Source organism: Allobacillus saliphilus (genome assembly GCF_018138385.1).
In the GTDB taxonomy this organism is placed as follows: domain Bacteria; phylum Bacillota; class Bacilli; order Bacillales; family Alkalibacillaceae; genus Allobacillus; species Allobacillus saliphilus.
This window is the reverse complement of the sequence record NZ_JAGSIE010000016.1, coordinates 52,971-72,290: the sequence shown is the minus strand read 5'-3', so window position 1 is coordinate 72,290 and position 19,320 is coordinate 52,971. Positions and strand designations below refer to the sequence as shown.

The 19,320-nt window shown below is 38.7% G+C and carries 20 protein-coding genes; 6 read left to right on the top strand and 14 right to left on the bottom strand.

Features of this window, described 5'->3' with window-relative positions; translation table 11 throughout:
• Positions 1–162 precede the first annotated feature (162 nt).
• Positions 163–3,507, bottom strand: a complete 3,345-nt coding sequence (dnaE, locus tag KC820_RS06500) for a DNA polymerase III subunit alpha (RefSeq protein WP_212369464.1) — start codon at positions 3,505–3,507, stop codon at positions 163–165.
• A 182-nt stretch (positions 3,508–3,689) separates the two neighbouring features.
• On the opposite strand from dnaE, the gene KC820_RS06495 reads away from it, so the two are divergent.
• The 3 genes from KC820_RS06495 to KC820_RS06485 all read left to right on the top strand — a co-directional run bounded on the left by KC820_RS06495 (position 3,690) and on the right by KC820_RS06485 (position 4,903).
• A complete protein-coding gene (locus KC820_RS06495; RefSeq protein WP_212369462.1) occupies positions 3,690–4,019 on the top strand; it encodes a YtrH family sporulation protein in 330 nt (109 codons plus the stop codon).
• 36 nt (positions 4,020–4,055) lie between these two features.
• The gene (gene ytrI / locus KC820_RS06490) at positions 4,056–4,574 is read left to right on the top strand and encodes a sporulation membrane protein YtrI (protein WP_212369460.1); all 519 of its coding nucleotides are present in this window, start codon (positions 4,056–4,058) and stop codon (positions 4,572–4,574) included.
• 131 nt (positions 4,575–4,705) lie between these two features.
• Entirely contained in the window at positions 4,706–4,903 is a 198-nt protein-coding gene (locus tag KC820_RS06485; RefSeq protein ID WP_212369458.1) for a YtzJ family protein, read from the top strand.
• 102 nt (positions 4,904–5,005) lie between these two features.
• Here the strand turns inward: KC820_RS06485 and KC820_RS06480 are convergent, their stop codons facing one another.
• Complete coding sequence (locus tag KC820_RS06480) at positions 5,006–5,968, bottom strand: DHH family phosphoesterase (protein ID WP_212369456.1); 963 nt, start codon at positions 5,966–5,968, stop codon at positions 5,006–5,008.
• A gap of 130 nt (positions 5,969–6,098) precedes the next feature.
• Here KC820_RS06480 and KC820_RS06475 point away from each other — a divergent pair, with 130 nt between their 5' ends.
• On the top strand, positions 6,099–6,389 hold the full coding sequence (locus KC820_RS06475) for a YtpI family protein (RefSeq protein WP_212369454.1): 291 nt from the start codon (positions 6,099–6,101) through the stop codon (positions 6,387–6,389).
• 2 nt (positions 6,390–6,391) lie between these two features.
• Here KC820_RS06475 and KC820_RS06470 read toward each other — a convergent pair whose 3' ends face one another.
• Complete coding sequence (locus KC820_RS06470; RefSeq protein ID WP_144088086.1) at positions 6,392–7,696, bottom strand: DRTGG domain-containing protein; 1,305 nt, start codon at positions 7,694–7,696, stop codon at positions 6,392–6,394.
• 738 nt (positions 7,697–8,434) lie between these two features.
• Positions 8,435–9,115: a metal-dependent hydrolase gene (locus tag KC820_RS06465; RefSeq protein ID WP_212369452.1), complete on the bottom strand. Its 681-nt coding sequence runs from the start codon at positions 9,113–9,115 to the stop codon at positions 8,435–8,437.
• Positions 9,116–9,225: 110 nt separating this feature from the next.
• Between KC820_RS06465 and KC820_RS06460 the strand changes: the two genes are divergently transcribed.
• Positions 9,226–10,314, top strand: coding sequence for a M24 family metallopeptidase (locus tag KC820_RS06460; protein ID WP_212369449.1), 1,089 nt, complete (start codon positions 9,226–9,228; stop codon positions 10,312–10,314).
• A gap of 54 nt (positions 10,315–10,368) precedes the next feature.
• On the opposite strand, the gene ald is transcribed toward KC820_RS06460, so the two are convergent.
• Together ald and KC820_RS06450 are read right to left on the bottom strand one after the other, a co-directional pair.
• Positions 10,369–11,490 carry an alanine dehydrogenase gene (gene ald, locus KC820_RS06455; protein ID WP_212369447.1) on the bottom strand — a complete coding sequence of 374 codons (1,122 nt, stop codon included), beginning with the start codon at positions 11,488–11,490 and terminating at the stop codon, positions 10,369–10,371.
• A gap of 69 nt (positions 11,491–11,559) precedes the next feature.
• Positions 11,560–12,324 (bottom strand): SDR family oxidoreductase, encoded by a 765-nt coding sequence (locus KC820_RS06450; protein ID WP_336511026.1) that lies wholly within the window; start codon positions 12,322–12,324, stop codon positions 11,560–11,562.
• A gap of 153 nt (positions 12,325–12,477) precedes the next feature.
• Here KC820_RS06450 and KC820_RS06445 point away from each other — a divergent pair, with 153 nt between their 5' ends.
• Entirely contained in the window at positions 12,478–12,933 is a 456-nt protein-coding gene (locus KC820_RS06445) for a universal stress protein (protein WP_212369443.1), read from the top strand.
• A gap of 60 nt (positions 12,934–12,993) precedes the next feature.
• Here KC820_RS06445 and KC820_RS06440 read toward each other — a convergent pair whose 3' ends face one another.
• From KC820_RS06440 to KC820_RS06405, 8 genes are all read right to left on the bottom strand, one after another.
• Complete coding sequence (locus KC820_RS06440; protein ID WP_212369440.1) at positions 12,994–13,809, bottom strand: EcsC family protein; 816 nt, start codon at positions 13,807–13,809, stop codon at positions 12,994–12,996.
• Positions 13,810–13,827: 18 nt separating this feature from the next.
• Positions 13,828–14,817, bottom strand: a complete 990-nt coding sequence (locus KC820_RS06435; RefSeq protein ID WP_212369436.1) for a class I SAM-dependent methyltransferase — start codon at positions 14,815–14,817, stop codon at positions 13,828–13,830.
• A 186-nt stretch (positions 14,818–15,003) separates the two neighbouring features.
• Entirely contained in the window at positions 15,004–15,468 is a 465-nt protein-coding gene (gene ytfJ / locus KC820_RS06430) for a GerW family sporulation protein (RefSeq protein ID WP_212369432.1), read from the bottom strand.
• A complete protein-coding gene (locus KC820_RS06425; protein WP_212369429.1) occupies positions 15,461–16,036 on the bottom strand; it encodes a DUF2953 domain-containing protein in 576 nt (191 codons plus the stop codon). Before KC820_RS06425 ends, ytfJ begins: the two co-directional genes overlap by 8 nt.
• Before the next feature lie 171 nt (positions 16,037–16,207).
• Complete coding sequence (locus KC820_RS06420) at positions 16,208–16,402, bottom strand: alpha/beta-type small acid-soluble spore protein (protein WP_144088096.1); 195 nt, start codon at positions 16,400–16,402, stop codon at positions 16,208–16,210.
• 112 nt (positions 16,403–16,514) lie between these two features.
• On the bottom strand, positions 16,515–17,717 hold the full coding sequence (thiI, locus tag KC820_RS06415) for a tRNA uracil 4-sulfurtransferase ThiI (RefSeq protein ID WP_212369427.1): 1,203 nt from the start codon (positions 17,715–17,717) through the stop codon (positions 16,515–16,517).
• A gap of 4 nt (positions 17,718–17,721) precedes the next feature.
• A complete protein-coding gene (locus KC820_RS06410) occupies positions 17,722–18,858 on the bottom strand; it encodes a cysteine desulfurase family protein (protein ID WP_212369425.1) in 1,137 nt (378 codons plus the stop codon).
• 138 nt (positions 18,859–18,996) lie between these two features.
• On the bottom strand, positions 18,997–19,317 hold the full coding sequence (locus KC820_RS06405; RefSeq protein ID WP_212369423.1) for a hypothetical protein: 321 nt from the start codon (positions 19,315–19,317) through the stop codon (positions 18,997–18,999).
• Positions 19,318–19,320 lie beyond the last annotated feature (3 nt).

Below are 19,320 nucleotides of genomic sequence, written 5' to 3'. Positions count from 1 at the left end.
AAAAGCAATCAACCACTAAAAATTAAGGCATCTTATATTTCAATAACTCTCTAATCTAGGAATACTATTTTTTCTTAAAACACTAATAAAAAACCAGATTTATAATGCCTCTAGGTTCTTTCCCCTTTACGAAACAAATAAATCTGGTTGCTGTTTTAAATTTTATCGTTTTCTTTTTTGTATGACGACATTTTCCTGACCGAATACCTCTCCAAGATAATGAATGGATTCTTCACTTAACTTTAGATCATACTGGACAGAAAGCTTATAGGATTCTTTCTCATTTGCCAAATAAAGGACGACAGGTGCTGTTCCTGGATACATCTTGCTAATTTGTTTAATCATTTGTAAGTAATCTTTCTCTTTTTCGTAAATACGAATGAAGACAAGTTGCGAACTATCTTTAGGAAGTTGTTGAAGGTCTATTTCTTTAGCGTTTTGAATAATGAGTTGTTTTTCATTATTCCGTTCGTCCGTCCGCCCCTCAATTTCCACAATCATTCCTTCGGCAATCGTTCTACCTATTTCGCGATAAACTTGCGGAAAAATAACACCATCGATTGCTTCCGTTTCATCCTGCATTTGAACAAAAGCCATCTGCTCACCACGCTTCGTTCGAATTTGTTTAATTTCATCAACTGAAGCGACTGTTTTTGTCTGTTTTTTTACCGGTAACTTCCGAACTTGTTGGATGGTAGCAAGACCTCGTTTCAGCAAACTTCTTCGAACACTTTTTAATGGGTGATCGCTTAATGTGAATCCAAGCACTTCTTTCTCCATGCTAATCTCTTTAAGCTCCGAGAATGGTTCGGCAGGCGTATATTCAATATCCATATGGAATAAATCTTCATTCCAATTCATTTGTTCATTGAAACTTGAAAATAGTTCACCTTGTTCCATCGCCTGCACTGTTGAAGCGAGTAGTTGGGCACGATTGCGATTCGAATAATCAAATGCACCGACGATGATGAGTGATTCAATTGCCGACTGTGTAATGACATTCAAGCGTACTCTTCTCGTAAAATCAAATAAGTCCTTGAACGGTTGTTGCTTACGTGCTTCTAAAACTTCCATTAATGCCTGTCGACCAAATCCCTTTATGCCGAGTAGGCCGAAACGAACTGTGTTCGGTTCCTCGACGGTAAACTTGCCGAAGCTTTCATTGATGGATGGCGGTAATACGTTCAAACCGACTTGTTTGGCTTCTTTTATATATTTCTCAAGCTTTGTTGAATCATGAATGACTGAGCTTAGTAATTCTGCGTAAAAATAAGCTGGGTAATTCGCTTTAAAATAAGCTGTTTGATATGAAATCATCGAGTAAGCTACAGCGTGACTTTTATTAAAACCATAGTCAGCAAATCGTTCAATCCATGAAAAAATCTCTTTTGCTACAGTTGATTCATAGCCGTTTGCTTTAGCTCCTTGCATAAACAAATCTTTCATTTTTTCGATCGAAGCTGGATCTTTTTTGCTGATCGCTCGACGTAAAATATCTGCTTGTCCGTAAGAAAAACCCGCAATCCGACTAACGACCTGCATAATTTGTTCTTGATAAATCAGTACACCGTTCGTCTCTTTTAAGATTTGTTTTAAATCATCATGTATATATGAAACGGCTTCCTGACCATTTTTACGCTTGGCATACGTTTCAATAAATTGCATCGGACCAGGACGAAACAACGCGTTAACTGCTACGATATCTTCTAGGCGGTTCGGTTTAATTTGCCGAAGTGCTGATTTCATTCCGCTCGACTCAAGCTGAAACACGCCCGTCGTATGCCCCGCTCGCAATAATTGGAACGTTTTCGCATCGTTCTTCGGCAGCTTTTCTAAAACTATAGATTTTCCTTCTTTTTCTCGGATTTGACGAACCATCCGTTCAAGCAATGATAAATTTCGTAAACCGAGAAAGTCAATTTTCAACAAACCGATTGCTTCAAGGTCTTGCATCGGAAACTGAGTTAAATAGACCCCATCCTGCCCCTCGATAACCGGAACCGCATCTGTAAGATAGCGATCACTAATCACTACTCCGGCAGCATGTGTCGAATGGTGACGCGGCAAGCCTTCGATGACAAATGCAGCTTGGAACATTTGAATCAATTGCTGAGATTTTTGAATGTAATTTCGATAGGTTTCATTTTCTTGGACAAGTTTTTTTAGTGACGTTGACTGCTTCGGTAAATGCTTCAGTAACCAATTCATTTGTTCATCGGTTATATGGAATACTTTTGCAAGTTCCCGAATAATCGAGCGAGACTGAAATGTTCCAAATGTAATAATCTGAGCAACCCGATGCTGCCCATATTTATTTTTGACATATTGAATCATTTCTTCTCTACGATAATCCGAAAAGTCAATATCAATGTCTGGCATCGATCTACGCTCTGGATTTAAGAAACGCTCAAACAACAAATCATATGCCAAAGGATTTACCTTCGTGATGCCAAGTAAATAAGCAACAAGAGAACCTGCCGCCGATCCTCTTCCTGGTCCAGTCAGTATTTTTTCTTTGTGAGCATGTCGCATGAAGTCCCAAACGATTAAAAAATAATCAGCAAAATTCATTTCACCGATAATCTTCAACTCTTCGTCAAGTCGGTCCTTCGCGCGCTCCATCTCGTTTTCTTCACATTTAACTTGCAATTGTTTTTCACAAAGCTCACGTAAATAATCAATCGACTTTTCATCATCATTTGTTGAAAAATGAGGCAAATCAAACCATTGATCTGGAAATTGAACGTGACACTCATTCGCAATGTTCATTGTACGTTCAATGGCTTCTGGATATTTATTCACAAAATCATTCGGTAATTCTTCACCGGTTACGAAATGGTGAGCACCTGTATTCTTTTGACGAACGGAAGATAAGGAGGCCTGCTTCTTCATTGCCACTAATGACTCATACCCAATTTTATCACGCTCTTTTAAATACCTAACATCAACGGTAGCAATCAACCGATCAGCGTAATGTTCGGCCATCTGCTCTACCCATTGATTCAGCCGTTCATTTTCAATATAAGGTTGAACAGATACGTACCAATCCTTCAATTTCGAATCAATCGATTGATAAATCGTTCGGATCGTTTGGTCATCTTCCAGAAACACTAAATCCTCAATGAATGTGTTATAAACAGACAACACACAAATCACATGAGTACATTCAGATAGATCTTCTAAGCGAATCGGTTCATTATTCGCCATCTTTTTGTTAGATAATTGAACGAGCTCTTCATACCCGCGTATATTTTTAGCCAATAAAATAAACCGTAGTGGTCGATATTCGGATTCCATATAAACATCAGCTGTCATGCCGATAATCGGCTTCACGCCATACCGAACACATAATTCGTAAAACCGATATGCACCAAATAACACCTCATGATCTGTTAATGCTAAAGAGTGCATACCGTTTTCCTTTGCTTCACTTACTAATGATTCAAGTTCGACTGTACTTTCCATTAACGAAAAACTACTATGTATTTGTAAGTGGACAAAATCCATCGGAATCACACCTTCTAAGTCTTTTCCATTCTTTCAAGCTTACCTGTTTATCTACGTACTAACGTTAATCATTATTATCTATTATAGCTGAGCTTTGAATATCTTGAAAACTCAACATATCAATTCCAATCAATTCATAGAATCTAAATAGGACAAGTCACGCATTGAGAGGAAGTCAACAAATGGAAGAACGGTTTATTTTTGCGATGATCAAATGCTTTTTCATTTCATTTGGCGTACTCACAGGTGGTGCACTTTTTGGTAGTCTCAGTGCTTATTTAACAGGAGACCCTCCAATCTCTGAATTAATACTTGCTGCCAAACGTCTTCGGATTTGGGCAATTGTCGCAGCGATTGGCGGAACTTTTGATGCGATTTCCACATTTGAAAAAGGAATATTTGAGGCATCAACCATTGATTTAATTAAACAAATTTTATTAATTATTGCAGCTATGGGAGGCGTCAAATCTTCTCTCATGCTTATTTCGTGGATTACGCAAGGTGATTTTTAAATGAAAGAACCAAATTCGCTGATTGGATGAAAGCATATGCACATACCGCCTTATTACAAAAAAAGAACATGGCAAAGCTTCTTTCTCGGTGTTTTGGCTGGAGTCATTATCGGTTACTTATTCTTCTTATTTGTTTATGGAAAACATACTGAACGTTGGATTGAAGAAAATATGGAAATCCGCACTGAATTAAAGCAAGTGAAGCAAGAGAATGATTTATTAAAACAAGATAAAGAACATCTAAATGAAGAACATGAAGAAAAACTAACCATTCAATCGTTTGAGATCAATTTATCCAATGCTAAAGATCTCGAACTTGATCGATTTACGGAATATGAATTGATTGAAAAAATTGAAGACGAACTCAATCCGGTAATCGGCAGAAACATTGCTTCTGTTTCTGAGCAAAGAGACTTGCTCATTCGTACGATTGAGAATCAAACGTATCATGTCAGGGATATCAATTACTCCGTGACAATCTCGCATTTGACTGTCGCTCCGACCATAGTGGTTACTGTCGAGGTAACAGTGGAAACTGGAGGAGCAACACTTTAAGAAGTTCACAAAATGTCCATAAAAATGTGTCCATTTTTAGAAAATTTTATTTTCAATAATTAGGAACTAAATGGATGGGATAAAATATAATTGTAAGAGAATAGATTTCTTTTTGCGAAGGAGTGGTAATGATGAAAGTAATTCACACACAACGAATCGCTAACGACAAGATTGCTTTATTGATGAATGGATATTCGGCTTTCGCTGAATCAGAAGAGGTCATCCGTCTCGTCAACCGAAGAATTCATCGTCATAATTTGAACATTTTAATAGAACGTACCAATGTAGGGTGCTGGTTCATACCGGAACAATTGAACAAAGCACAATAATCGCACGGATCAGATTGCTCAAAACAGATATCATTCTTACTTAAGTCATTGATTTTCCTGATATATAAGTGGGAAACTGGTCGAAAGAACGACCAGTTTTTTTTATTGTTCTAAATTAGTATCTGCTAAATAGTCTTCGCAAATCCGATCTAACTCTTTGACTAACAAGTCAGCTTCATTCCACGTATATACCTTTGCACCAGAAGCCATTGGGTGCCCACCGCCATTATATCTCGAAGCCAATTCGTTTATGACAGGTCCTTTTGAGCGTAATCTGACGCGAATTACATCATCTTCTTCAATAAAGAATACCCACGCAATCACTTCTTGGATGTCACCTGCAATACCAACAAATGAATGTGTTTCTTCACTCGTTACTCCGTATTCATCCAACAATGCTTTCGACAACCGAAAAACTGCAGACCCACTTTTTCTTGGCTCCATTTGTTGAAGTAAGTGGCCCTTCAAACGAGCAACTTTAAGAGGAACTTGGTACATGCTGTCATATAACGAATCTCGATCGAAATCATATTTAACTAATTCTCTTGCCGCTTCAAATGTACGATTTGTTGAACTTGGAAATAAGAAGCGACCCGTATCACCTACAATACCAGCATACAATAGTCTTGCCGCTTCTCGATTCAATTGGAATCCACGCTCTTTTCCGGCAACATATAACTCATAAATCATCTCACTTGTTGACGAGGCTGAAGGATCAACCCACATATAATCTCCATATGGTTCACGGTTTGGATGGTGATCAATTTTAACGACGACCTCACCAAGGGAATACCGTTGATCACTAATTCGTTCTTCATTCGCTGTATCACATACAATAACCAACGCCCCATCGTACTCTTTATCTGAAAAATCATCCAAGCGAGCGAGATAGTTTAATGACATCTCTTCTTCCCCCGCTAGCAAAACCTTTTTGTCTGGAAACGATTGTCGAATGATTTCTCCCAAACCTGCTTGTGATCCGTAAGCATCCGGATCTGGACGTTCGTGTCGGTGGATAATAATTTTGTTATATTTTTCGATGAGTTCAATAATTTGTTCTGTCATCAACTGCACCCCTTTACTAAAAAAATCATGTTCATTCAATTTTTTGCCATACCTTTGTCGTCTCGGTGGCTAGAATTTTTATTAGACAATCTGTACAATAAAAGAAGTTATCATTCTAGGAGGAGTTTTCATGCCAATATTTATTACACTGATTGTCGTATCTTTCGTTTTATATATTTATTTTAAAGTGAAGATTATCAGCCAAAAAGATCCATTAACGATGCGCTTCACGAACGCAAAAGCACGGATTGCATTAGGTATTTTTATTGCGACATTTGGAGCAAACCAATATGTTTACTATCAAACTCAATTGGCTCTTTTCGTTTGCTTGCTGTTTATAATTCTAGGCATTATTCAAATCGTTTATGGTTATCGGTTATATAAACATTACCGTGGTGAAATTATTCGCCTAAGTGACTGATGCTAACGGTCAATGAATTGCACCATGACCATTGCTTTTCCAGCAAGTCCTAAGTCTGATGAAATTTGAACGTCTACCTTAGCAAATTTACGACCCGATTCAAGAATTTCAGTCGTAACAATTAAACGGTTCCCTAACTGAGCAGGCTTCATGTAGTAAATCGATAAATTTTCGATGACCATGTCGCCTGTTTTGTTTCTTTTTAATACTTGATTACAAGCCTCTGCAACGAATGAAGCAAACACGCCATGCGATAAGGTACCTAGATTGTTCGTTAATTGTGGCGTTACCTCTGCTTCAAACAATTGCTTTTCTTCATCGTAAATCAACTCTTTTTGGACAATGTCATCAATTGTTTCACCGATTTGTGGTTGTCGTTGGAAATTTTGCAACCCCTTAATGACATCCTGACGAGTGATTACTCCTAAAAACACATCACTTTCATCCACAACAGGTAATAATTCAATTCCTTCCCATACCATTGTATGTGCCGCATTTGCTAAAGAAGTCATTGCTTTGACTGTAATCGGGTTTTTGGTCATTACTTTATCAACTTTCATGTCTTCGTTTTTCCCAATGACATCTTTTGACGTTAATATACCTACCACTCGATTGTTATCATCCAAAACCGGATAACGACTATGTTTACTTTCTTCGTTCAGCTCATGCCATCTTTTAACCAAATCACCGCTTCTTATGTTCACTGAGTGATCAATAGGTGTATAAAGATCATCGACTAACGTAACCTCTTTTTTGATTAATTGGTCGTAGATCGCCCTGTTAATCATCGTTGCCACCGTAAAGGTATCATATGTACAAGAGATGACCGGCAACTCATATTCATCGGCTAGTGCTTTTACATAATCACTCGTATCAAAGCCACCTGTAATTAAAATCGCTGCACCTTCACTAAGAGCTTTTTCTTGGGCTTTTACACGGTTTCCGACAATAAGCAATGAACCTTTCTCGGTATAGCGCATCATCGCTTCTAGTTGCATAGCTCCGATTACAAACTTACTCAATGTTTTATGTAAGCCCGCTCTTCCGCCGAGTACGTGGCCATCTACAATATTGACGATTTCAGCGAACGTCAACTTTTCGAAGTTTTCCTTTTTCTTTTTCTCAATGCGGATTGTTCCCACTCGTTCAATTGTGCTAACGAATCCAGTATTTTCCGCTTCTTTAATTGCCCGATATGCTGTTCCTTCACTCACATGCAACTCTTTAGCAATCAACCGTACGGAAATTTTCGTACCAACCGGTAGCTCTTCAATGTATTTTAAAATTTGTTCGTGCTTTGTCAGCATATTTTTCACCCGATTCAAATGATAAATTCTTGTTCTTATTATACCCCTAATAGGTCATGCGGTTCAATTTTTCATGATAAATGAAAATTATTGAGTCATATTGGATTGATCTTGTCTTCGGATCTATAAAGCTTGTAAAGATTTTAGATACGTTAGAACTTCTGCATTTATTTCAAAAAACCTCTTCTATTCGACCAAAGAAAAATATATGAGCGCCATTCGGGGGGAGCGCTTCTATTCGACCAATGGAAAATATGCGTGCACCTTTCGGGGGGATAGGGTGCTTCTATTCGACCGTAGGAAAATATACGAGCGCCGTTCGGGGGGATAGAGCGCCTCTATTCGACCGTAGGATAATTTACGAGCGCCGTTCGGGGGGATAGAGCGCCTCTATTCGACCGTAGGATAATTTACGAGCGCCGTTCGGGGGAATAGAGCGCTTCTATGCGACCAATGGAAAATATGCGTGCACCTTTCGGGGGGATAGGGTGCGTCTATTCGACCGTAGGAAAATAGACGAGCGCCGTTCGGGGGAGTAGAGCGCTGCTATGCGACCGTAGGATAATTTACGAGCGCCGTTCGGGGGAATAGAGCGCTTCTATTCGACCAAATAAACACATTCGAGCACCATTCGGGTGTTGAGACGCCTACACTTCCAAGCAAAAAGGCGACTAAATTATCGAAATGCAATAATGAAAAAGCCACGAGGCAAGCCTCGTGGCATCTATTACATCACTCTTATAACTCAACCATGTCTCCAGCTTTCATCACTTTCCCTACTCCTTTGCCTAACTTCTCAACAAAGGCATTAGGATCTTGTTCAATAACTGGAAATGTATCGTAATGAATTGGAACGACTTGTTTCGCTTGAATCCATTCCGAAGCCAATTTCGCATCTGCTGGTCCCATTGTGAAGTTGTCTCCGATTGGAACGAAAGCTAAATCTATGTCGTGCATTTCTCCATACATTTTCAAATCCGTAAATAGTGCTGTGTCACCTAAATGATAAATGGTCTTGCCATCAATCGTGAGAATAATCCCAGCTGGCATGCCAGTATAAACAATCGTGCCATCTTCTTCTGTATAACTAGATCCATGGAACGCTTGCGTCAGCTTAACCGTTCCGAAGTCAAATTCATGTGATCCACCAATGTGCATTGGATGAGTGTTTAACCCTTTATCGCCTAAATAATTTGCCAATTCAAATGGTGCTATGACAAGTGAATTATTATTTTTGGCGATTTCTTCAGTATCTCCTACATGATCATTATGACCATGTGTCAGTAAAATAACATCTGCTTTCACACTTTCCAATTTTAAATCGCAATTTTCATTCCCTGTGATGAACGGATCAATTAAAATTGTTTTCCCATTTGCTTCAACTTTTACAACAGAATGCGCGTGATAAGATACTTTCATGAAAAGACCTCCTTTAAATAATTCCATACATCAAGGGTTTTAGACAGTTTCTTATTTTCCCTTCTTACGATAGGATAACACATAAGAACAAAAATTGGAGAGGTGACGAAATGGAACGGATTGAACAACTGACAAAAGAATTAAGAAAGGAACAAATGGACGCTGTCTTCATGACATCCAAAGCAAATTTGTATTACTACACCAATATTTACGCAGAAGCCCATGAACGTTTACTTGCTTTGTATGTAGATGTTCGCGGAAATGTCTTATTGATTTGTCCTTCACTTGAAGAAGAAGATGTGAAAAATGCTGGGTTTACAGAGGATGTCATCTATTATGGAGATCACGAAAATCCATGGGAATTATTGAAGAAGAGTCTCTCAGGTATAAGTGGAATAAACCGTTTAGCGATTGAAAAAGAAGTATTGAATGTTAATCGATTTGAGCAGTTGAAAAGTGTTTTTCATACAGCTGATCTAGTTGATGGACAAACAATCTTAAATAATCTCCGCTTAATAAAAGACGACCAAGAATATCGTTATTTAAAAGAAGCCGCTGAATATGCCGACTTTGCTATTGAAACTGCAACCAAGCATATTGAAGTTGGACAGACTGAGCTTTCACTCATTGCAGAGATTGAATTTGCGCTAAAAAAAGAAGGCATTCGCGAAATGTCTTTCGGTACGACGGTTTTAACAGGGGAAAAATCGGCAGCACCACATGGAAATCCGGATCTAACAAAGATGAAATCGGGCGACTTTGTGTTAATGGATTTAGGTGTCGTCCATAAAGGTTATTGTTCCGATATCACTCGAACAGTTGCTATTGGAGAAGTATCTGACCAACAAAAAGATATTTATCAAACGGTTTTAAACGCACAAAAGAAAGCGTTAGAGGTAAGCCAAATCGGAGTTCCTCTCGGTAAAATCGACCGTGCTGCACGAGAAGTGATTGAAGCAGCCGGCTATGGTGAATATTTTATGCACCGAATTGGACACGGGTTAGGAATCGAAGTCCACGAATTCCCATCACTCGCTTCAAATAATGATTCGCTACTGCAACAAGGTATGTGCTACACAATTGAGCCGGGAATTTATTTGCCAGGTGTTGGTGGAGTTCGCATTGAAGATGATGTTTTTGTCACCAAGCAAGGTGCAGAGACGTTAACCACATTCACTAAAGATCTTATTCAACTGTAGCAATATCTTTAAAAAAGCTGTCCAGCGTCATTCGTCGACGGTGGACAGCTTTTATTATTTTGAAGCTAACAACTCAGTGACATCTTTAAAATCCAATTGGTGTGCTTCTGCAACCGCTTCAAAGGTGCAATAGCCATCCAATGTATTAATTCCTTTACGTAAATTCTCATTATCTTCACACGCTCTTTTGTATCCTTTATTAGCGATTTGTAAAGCGTATGGGACTGTAACGTTTGTCAAGCCAATGGTTGACGTACGTGGAACAGCTCCTGGCATATTCGCTACTGCGTAATGAACAACGCCGTGTTTTTCATACGTTGGATTATCATGCGTCGTCACCCGGTCGATTGTTTCAAAAATTCCGCCCTGGTCAACGGCAACATCAACTATTACAGAACCTGGTGACATTTTCTTCACCATAGCTTCCGTTACTAATGTTGGCGCTTTAGCACCCGGAATTAAGACAGCGCCGATCACTAAATCTGAATTCGCAACCGCATGCTCAATATTTAACGGATTCGACATAACTGTATTCACTTGATTGCCGAACAAGTCATCCAGCTCACGAAGTCTGGCAGCATTCACATCCAACATCGTTACATTTGCACCTAAACCGACTGCAATTTTCGCAGCACCCGTTCCGACAGCACCACCGCCGATGACAGTGACATTCCCTGGTACCACACCTGGAATACCACCTAAGAGAACACCTTTACCACCTTTTGTTTTTTCCAAAAACTGCGCACCGATTTGTGAGGCCATTCGTCCAGCAACCTCGCTCATCGGTGTCAATAGTGGCAATGCGCCATTCGGTAATTGAACTGTCTCGTAAGCGATACCAATTACTTTCCGATCAATCAACGCTTTCGTTACTTCCGGTTCATTCGCCAAATGAAGGAATGTTAAAAGAATTTGCCCTTCATAAAAATAATCAAATTCTTCTTCCAATGGCTCTTTTACTTTCATAACCATCTCTTGTTGCCAAGCTTCTTTTGCGGTTGAAACAATCGTAGCCCCCGCCTCAGCATATTGGTCATCGGTAAAATTAGAACCTTCACCTGCATTCGTTTCTACATAAACCTCATGTCCTTGTTCTACAAAAGACACAACGCCAGCTGGTGTCAAAGCGACACGGTTTTCGTTATTTTTAATCTCTCTGGGTACTCCAATTCTCATACCCCACCCCTCCTAGCAAATAGATATGTATCTCATTCAAATATATCATTAGCTTTCTAAAATGTGAAACTATTTTGTCAAATGACGATGAATAACATCTAACCCTCCGGTTACTTCTATGACAGAGCCTGTAATCATATCGGAATCATCCTCACATAAGAAGCCGACCGTTCGTGCAATATCTTCTCCCGTTCCAGGTCGACCGATTGGCGTTTCGGTTTCAGCGACTTGGCGACTCTCCTCAATCGGACTTTCCTTCATCTCACCAGTAATATTGCCTGGAGCGACCATATTGGCGGTAATGCCAAATTCTGCTTCTTCTAATGCTACTGTTTTCATCAATGAAGCTGTTCCCACTTTTGCCGCGGCAAACGCTGAGCGATAGATCCAGCCTGGTGTATTGTTCACACCTTGGAAACCTAAAAATACAACTCGCCCAAATTGTTGACTACGCATTATTGGAATAATTTTTTTCAAGAAATAAAATGATACATCTAAATTCCCATTGACCATTTGATTCCATTCTTCTTCTTCATAGTCCACTAATTTTTTTCGTTCAAAAATGTATGGTCCAGCATTACTCACAAAGCAATCAATACGGCCGAAACGATTTACTGCTTGGTCAACCACCTTATCAATTTGTTTCTTATCAGTAACATCTAATTGCAACACTTGAAGTCGGTCTTGTTTATCTTTATACATCTCGACTAATTGGTTTGCCCGTGCCTTGTCTGAACGGTACGTTGCCGTAACGCTATAACCTTTTTTCAAAAAATAATCGGTCATCATTTTCCCTAGACCTTTCGAACCTGCTGTAATTAACACATGTCGCACTTTTAGTCACCTCATATCACTACAATTACATATCTTTCATTTTAACACGAACAATACATATAAAAGCAATGATCGTCCTATACGCATTGCTTTTCATTTGATTCAAATAATGATATAATGAAAATAGAATCAAAATTCGTTGGAGGTGTTCATATGGCAATGAAGTATCACAAGATCCTTGTCGCGGTTGACGGTTCAAAAACGTCTGAGCTAGCGTTTAAAAAAGCGGTTGAGATTGCCAAACGGAATGATGCCAAGTTATTTATTACCCACGTGATTGATACGCGAGCTTACTCTTCTATTGAAGCTTATGATCAAGGGATTTCGCAACGAATTCAAAATGACGGATTACAATTAGTCAATAATTATAAAGAACGTGCAGAAAAAGCAGAATGCCAACATGTTGAAACCATTCTTGAAAGTGGTTCACCAAAAGTGAAAATACCTAAAGAAATTGCGCCTAAAAATAATGTTGATCTAATCATTTGTGGAGCAACCGGATTAAACACCGTTGAACGTTTCTTCATTGGCAGTGTTTCTGAACATATTACACGTTTCGCAACGACGGACGTGCTTGTCGTTCGTTCAAGTGTAGACAGTGAAGAATAAGGAAAAATGGCCTAAGTGAGATTCATTTTCTCATTAGGCCATTTTTTAGTTATATTGTCACTACGATTGACGATCTTGGATGAACCGATATTGATAAAATCGTTTCGCAAAGTCAGTCAATTGCTTTGCCAACTTATAATTATAAGCGGCACCTATTCCTACGCTGACAAGAGGGATTCCTTGGAATAGTTTCTTACGGAAACCAACAATGAATAATGTTTTAAAGAGCTGGCGAATCGGTTGGTTCAACCATGTTTCATCCGTCAGTAATTCTTTGTTTTTCATAACTGACTCTAATTCTTTAACTTGCTCTTGCAAGTCTTCCCACGCGGCACCTTGCAAACGCTTCGGTAAGGAACCGGCATGAAACACTTTCAATGCGATCAACATTTCAATCGGGTTGTTCAAATTATAACCAAATGACGACCCAATCAGTTGAATGCTCCGCAAGTTCAACGCAACAATTAACGGCAAATCAGCAGCTAGTAATAGAAAACCACCTGCACCAGTAATTCCACCTTGTGCAAAACTGTATACCCGATTTTTCGCAACTTGCTGATCAGCTAGATATGTCAGCTTTTCAATCGACAGCTCCTGCAAATCCTCAATTCGTTCAATGTGCTCGTCATAGGTACGAGCAATTTGCAAAATTCGTTGTGTTGCCTCTGTTTGACTATTCGTATTCTGCAAAAAGGTATACGTAAATAAAAACCATTGATCGATGGATTCGAAGAAATTCCTCTTTATTGAATCTGGAAGCTTTGAAAAGTATTGCATCATCCAATCGTCGTATAACTTCTCAAAATCATTGAGTTCATAACTGGACATCTCATTTACCCAACGATCAATTTCACGCAAGACGCGTTCTTCTCCCATTTAATCCCTCCCATAATCTTATCGATCATTAGCAAACCATTCATTGATTTGATCAATCGTTCGGTTCATGCCTTGTGCATCTTTAAAAGATGGAAGCTGAGCCAACATGACTTTTCTCGGTTTCTTCGCTTCATTCCCTTTCTTTTGCAAAATCAAAATACTTTTTCCTTGTTTCTCTTCTTTAAATAAAGAGGACGGTAATTCCAGTACGCCATTAATATACGCTTCTTCGGCGAGAAATTGATTTAGCTTTTTGTCTTTATCCATTTCAAATAAGAAGTTCGGAATTAGAAAAAATAAATATCCGCCAGGTTTCGTATAGGTTAAACTTTGTTCAATAAATAAGTGATGCGCGAAAGAATGTCCTTCTTCAGCTTTTAGTTGAAAGCCTTGTGCATTCTCGTCATCCGGGTAATAACCAACAGGTAAGTCGGACAAGACAACATCAACCGGTTCTAATAAAATTGGTTTTAAGCTGTCCTGGTGAAAATATTCTATTTCTCTTTCCTGTAAGTTTGTATGATTATATGCTAAACGCATCAACGTTGGGTCGACTTCACTTCCGAAGGCTTCTACTTTCTTATTTTTTAGTTGATTCAATACAGCTAATAAAAAGTTTGCTGTTCCAACTGCTGGGTCAAACATACGGAATTCGGATTGACCATCCATAAACTTTTCAATTAGATAGCCCATCAGTATTCCAATGGTATCTGGTGTTACATAGTGGTGTTGTTGCGTTGCACCTTTCATTCCTTTCAAGATTGCAATCTGCATCGCTTTACGTCGTTCTTCCATGGAAAAATCTTTTAGATTGATTCGATCCAATTGATTGACTAAACTTTCTTCATATGTAGACTTCATGTTTTCAGGTAATTGAGGGTCGAATAAAAGTCCACTGGAAGCAATCAGTGCTTCTAAATAAGGCACAGACTCTTCACTCTCAATAATTTTCGTCGTATGATCGATCCAATCGAATAGACGCTCTACTCGTTCCATTTGTTCTGCCATGTACATTCCTCCGCTTCAAACAATCTCTGTTTATTTTAGCAGAGAAACAAGGTCTATTCCTAATCATAAGCAGTTTAGGCATGCGCAACAGAGAACTGCATCTTTTTTAACACTTTATCTTTTATGAAAAAATCAAGGACAACAATAGTACTTATCGTACGCATCGTCGTCCTTGATTTTCGGATATTAAGATTGTTCAGGCGCGGAAGGTGGTGGTCCTTGTTGAGCATTCGATTGGTTACTGTTGTGGCCACTTTGATTTTGAATAAAGCCTTTTATATAATCAGCGGCCATCGGTGCTAATTCAAGAAGTTTCTCCATTAAGTGGGTTTGGTCATTCATATGAACCATTTGAATATCATCAGGTCTGACGATCAGAAATGCAATTGGTGTAATGGATACGCCACCACCTGCTCCACCTCCGAATGGTAAAGATTGAGACGATGAATCTGAATCATTCGAACCTGATGAGTTGTCGAACTCACTTCCACCAGAAGCAAAGCCGAAGCCAACTTTTGAAACAGGCAAAATAATCGTTGTCTTATCAGGCGTTTCTATCGGTTCTCCTATAATCGTGTCTACATCGACCATATCTTTAATACTATCCAGCGCCGTTGTCATCAAATCTTGAATCGGATGTTCCTCACTCATATTTGTCCACCTCATTAACAATCGATTTCAATTTTCTTAAGTTACCTATAATGTGACCGAGTGGAGCAAAGAATATGCAAGAGAAGTTCGTTTCGAATTCTGGTTGTTGAAAATTAGGTTCAATGATGATTTCTGGCTTAGCCGAGGATTTTACAATTCGATTCATATGATGGAAAAATGCATGCTTAACAGCATAACCGATCCCATAAAGGGTAGCTGTTTCATTAGCATTCCGTAGACCGTATACCGTTCTCCATTTAAACTCATTCATCTCTAATGAAGCGGCTATTTCCATTAATTGTTGATATGCTTTTCGATAGTTATTCAGCGTTTGTTTTTTATGCTTTTCATTTAACCTCATTACCAATTGGTCAAGCAATTGCTCATTTTGTGGAAGAATAATCGTTTTTTCATAAGATATGAATAACCATGTGACGTTTATATTCGCTACCTTTTCATCCTTCGAGTAAACGAGTCGTAGAGATATCTCAATATGTCTATGTAATACCCATAAAACAATTAAAAAGATCACTAATGTCAAAATCCCGAATCCAATCCAAATACCCATCTGCTGACCTCCTCAACTACTTAGGGTAATCCAATAAGAGGAAAACTATGCCAGCAAACATAGTCATATCAGTTTCTAACTCACTAAATCTGGCTCATAACAGTAAAAAGCTGTTCCACAGCTTCAATAAATGAAACCGGGAACAGCTTTTAGTCAAACTTTTTTTACTTATTATTTTCCATACATTTGTTGTTGAGCCTGTTGTACAAGACGTTTTGTGATTTCGCCTCCAACAGAACCGTTTGAACGAGATGTTGAATCTGGACCTAGCTGAACACCAAACTCTTGCGCGATTTCAACTTTCATTTGGTCTAGAGCTGCTTGAACTCCAGGTACAACTAATTGGTTTGAGTTTTGGTTTGCCATTCCTATCACCTCCTCGTTACCTATTGTGGTTCAAAGAAGGAAATCAATACTGTGTAAATCATGGAAATAAAGGTATGGATTAGCTATCGGTTATTCGTAAGATAATTACCATTTAAAACAAGTCATTATAAATGTCAGCTTTAGAGGATCGTGAGCCTTCAAACTCTACTGTTTCCATACCCTCAATAGCACGTTGTAACTCTTCGGTGAAATCCACATTCGATTCAAATGCATTTACTTTTTCACGGCGTGGTTTCGTTTTCGGCTGTTTTGGCACAAAAATCGTACAGCAATCTTCATACGGACGTATTGAAATTTCGTACGTATCGATTTCTTTTGAAATATCGATAATATCTAATTTATCCATTGAGATTAGCGGTCTCAGAACTGGATAATTTGTTACTTCATTGATTGTATGCATACTTTCCATTGTCTGGCTTGCAACTTGACCAAGACTTTCACCGGTAATCATTGATAAAATATCACGCTGTTCCGCGACCATTTCACTAATTCGAAGCATCATCCGACGCATAATTGTCATTCCGTAATTTTCAGGCATTTCTTTATGGATTTTTTGCTGAACTTCTGTAAATGGAATGATATGAAGCGTAATTTTCCCACCAAAACGTGTTAATTTTTCGGCTAAATCTTCAACTTTTTGACGCGCACGTTCACTTGTGAATGGTGGCGAATGAAAATGGATTGCTTCTAGCTCGACGCCTCGTTTCATCGCTAAATAACCAGCAACAGGACTATCGATTCCGCCAGACATAAGCAACAAACTTTTACCAGCTGTACCGACAGGCATACCACCCTTACCAGGTGTTTTTGACGAAGTAATGTACGTTGCGTCTTTTCTTATTTCGACTCGTATTTCAACATCTGGTTTGTGAACATTCACCACCCATCCTTCAGTATGACTGAGTAGATGGCCACCGAGAATTTGATTCATCTCTTGTGATGAAATTGGAAAGCTTTTATTTGGTCGCTTTGTTGTTACTTTAAACGTATGTCCCGTTTCTTTTTCAAGTGCAGCTAAAGCCGATTCTTTAATCGCTTCTTTTTCATTGTCGACTTTCAGCGCTAAACTGAAAGAATGGATTCCGAAAACTTGCTTACATACATCACTGACACCTTCAGCAGATTCACCGTTTAACAAAATATACATATGATCTCTTTTTGCTTGTATTTTTGTGTTTGGAAAGTCGACTAGTGCTTTACGCATATTATTTTCTAACTTCTGAATAAAGTGCTTTTTATTTTTTCCTTTAAGCACTAATTCTCCGTATCGTATTAAAAGATGATTATATTCCATAAAATTACCCCATTAATTCTTCAATATTTTTTATTTTTTCTTGTAAAACAGCAAGAAACGTCTCAATATCTGCTTCCGATTGGTTCATATGCATACTAACACGAATGGCAGCAGCAGTCTCTTTTGTATCATAACCACATGCTAGAAGTACATGACTTGGTTCATTTTGTTTTGAGGAACAAGCGGACTTCGTTGAAACCATGATTCCTTCTTCACCTAAGGCATGAATCAATACTTCCGGTTTGAACTTTAACACAGAAAAGTTCAAAATGTTTGCGATAGCATCATTTGGCGAGTTAACACGCACATTAGGCATATCCTTCAGACGATCCCGTAATGTCTGATTCAATGTAGCAATGGTTTGATAATTCCTATTCTGTTCCAACGCTAAGCGCATCGCTTTTGCCAGTGATACGGCCCCAGCTGGGTTTTCAGTCCCTGGACGAAGGGTGTTTTGTTGACCGCCACCATGAAACAATGGCTGTAATGTTACTCCTCTCCGCTTCAATAAAAGGCCTGTACCTTTTATTCCATGGATTTTATGTCCAGAAATCGTTATTAAATTAATGCCTTCGTGCGAGTATGGAAGCGAAACCTTTCCAAAACCTTGTACATGATCCACATGAAAATGTGCAGTTGGCCATTCTTTTAGCAATTCCGCAACCTGCTCGATTGGCTGGATGCTTCCAATTTCATTATTCACATGCATGAGTGTGACTAATATTGTATCTTCTCGGATCGATCGTCTTAAGTCATCAATTGAGATCTTACCTGTCTTATTAACAGGAAGATAGGTGACTTGGAACCCTTCTCGTTCTAGCTGCCGACATGTTTCTAAAACGGATGGATGTTCGATGGTAGACGTAATAATATGGTTCCCTCGTTTTTTATGCGCATAAGCAATTCCTTGAATAGCCATATTATTGCTTTCTGTACCACCAGAAGTGAAATAGACTTCCTTCTCATGAATCCCTAGTAACGAAGCGATTTGTTTACGTGATTCACTCACCAATTTTTCGACTTCTCCGCCAGCGATGTGAATAGACGAAGGATTAGCAAAAAAATCGGTCGCCACTTTTGTGTAGGATTGGACGACAGAATCATCCGGTTTTGTCGTTGCACTATTATCTAAATAAATCATTTTCCGTACTCCTTTAAAAACACGACGTTTTTTCCACCTTAGTATATTAACAAAATCTCACCGATTAACAAGACTGTGTAGAGAGAAATCTACAATAAGTTAAAAAATCTTACCGAATATCAAAAAAAGAAGCGTTCCTCATGAGGAAGGAACGGCTTCTTGTTCAATCTCTAACCAATGCAACAACTCATCGATTGGTACACCATCAGTGAATTGTTGTTTTTCTTTGTATTGATCAATTGTTTTATTCGTTGTTGATTCGTCTTGAACTTGAGCAGTAACAACTGATTCACTTTCAATCAGAGTTACATATTCTTTTTTCATCATATTCGTTTCAGCTGTTTCATTAAAAAGTGAACTATGAATGACCTCACCGTTCATATTCAAGAAAACGAGCAATACAACTGACCATGTCATTAAACAGGCAACGGCACTACTGATTACTAAACGATTCCCCATTGT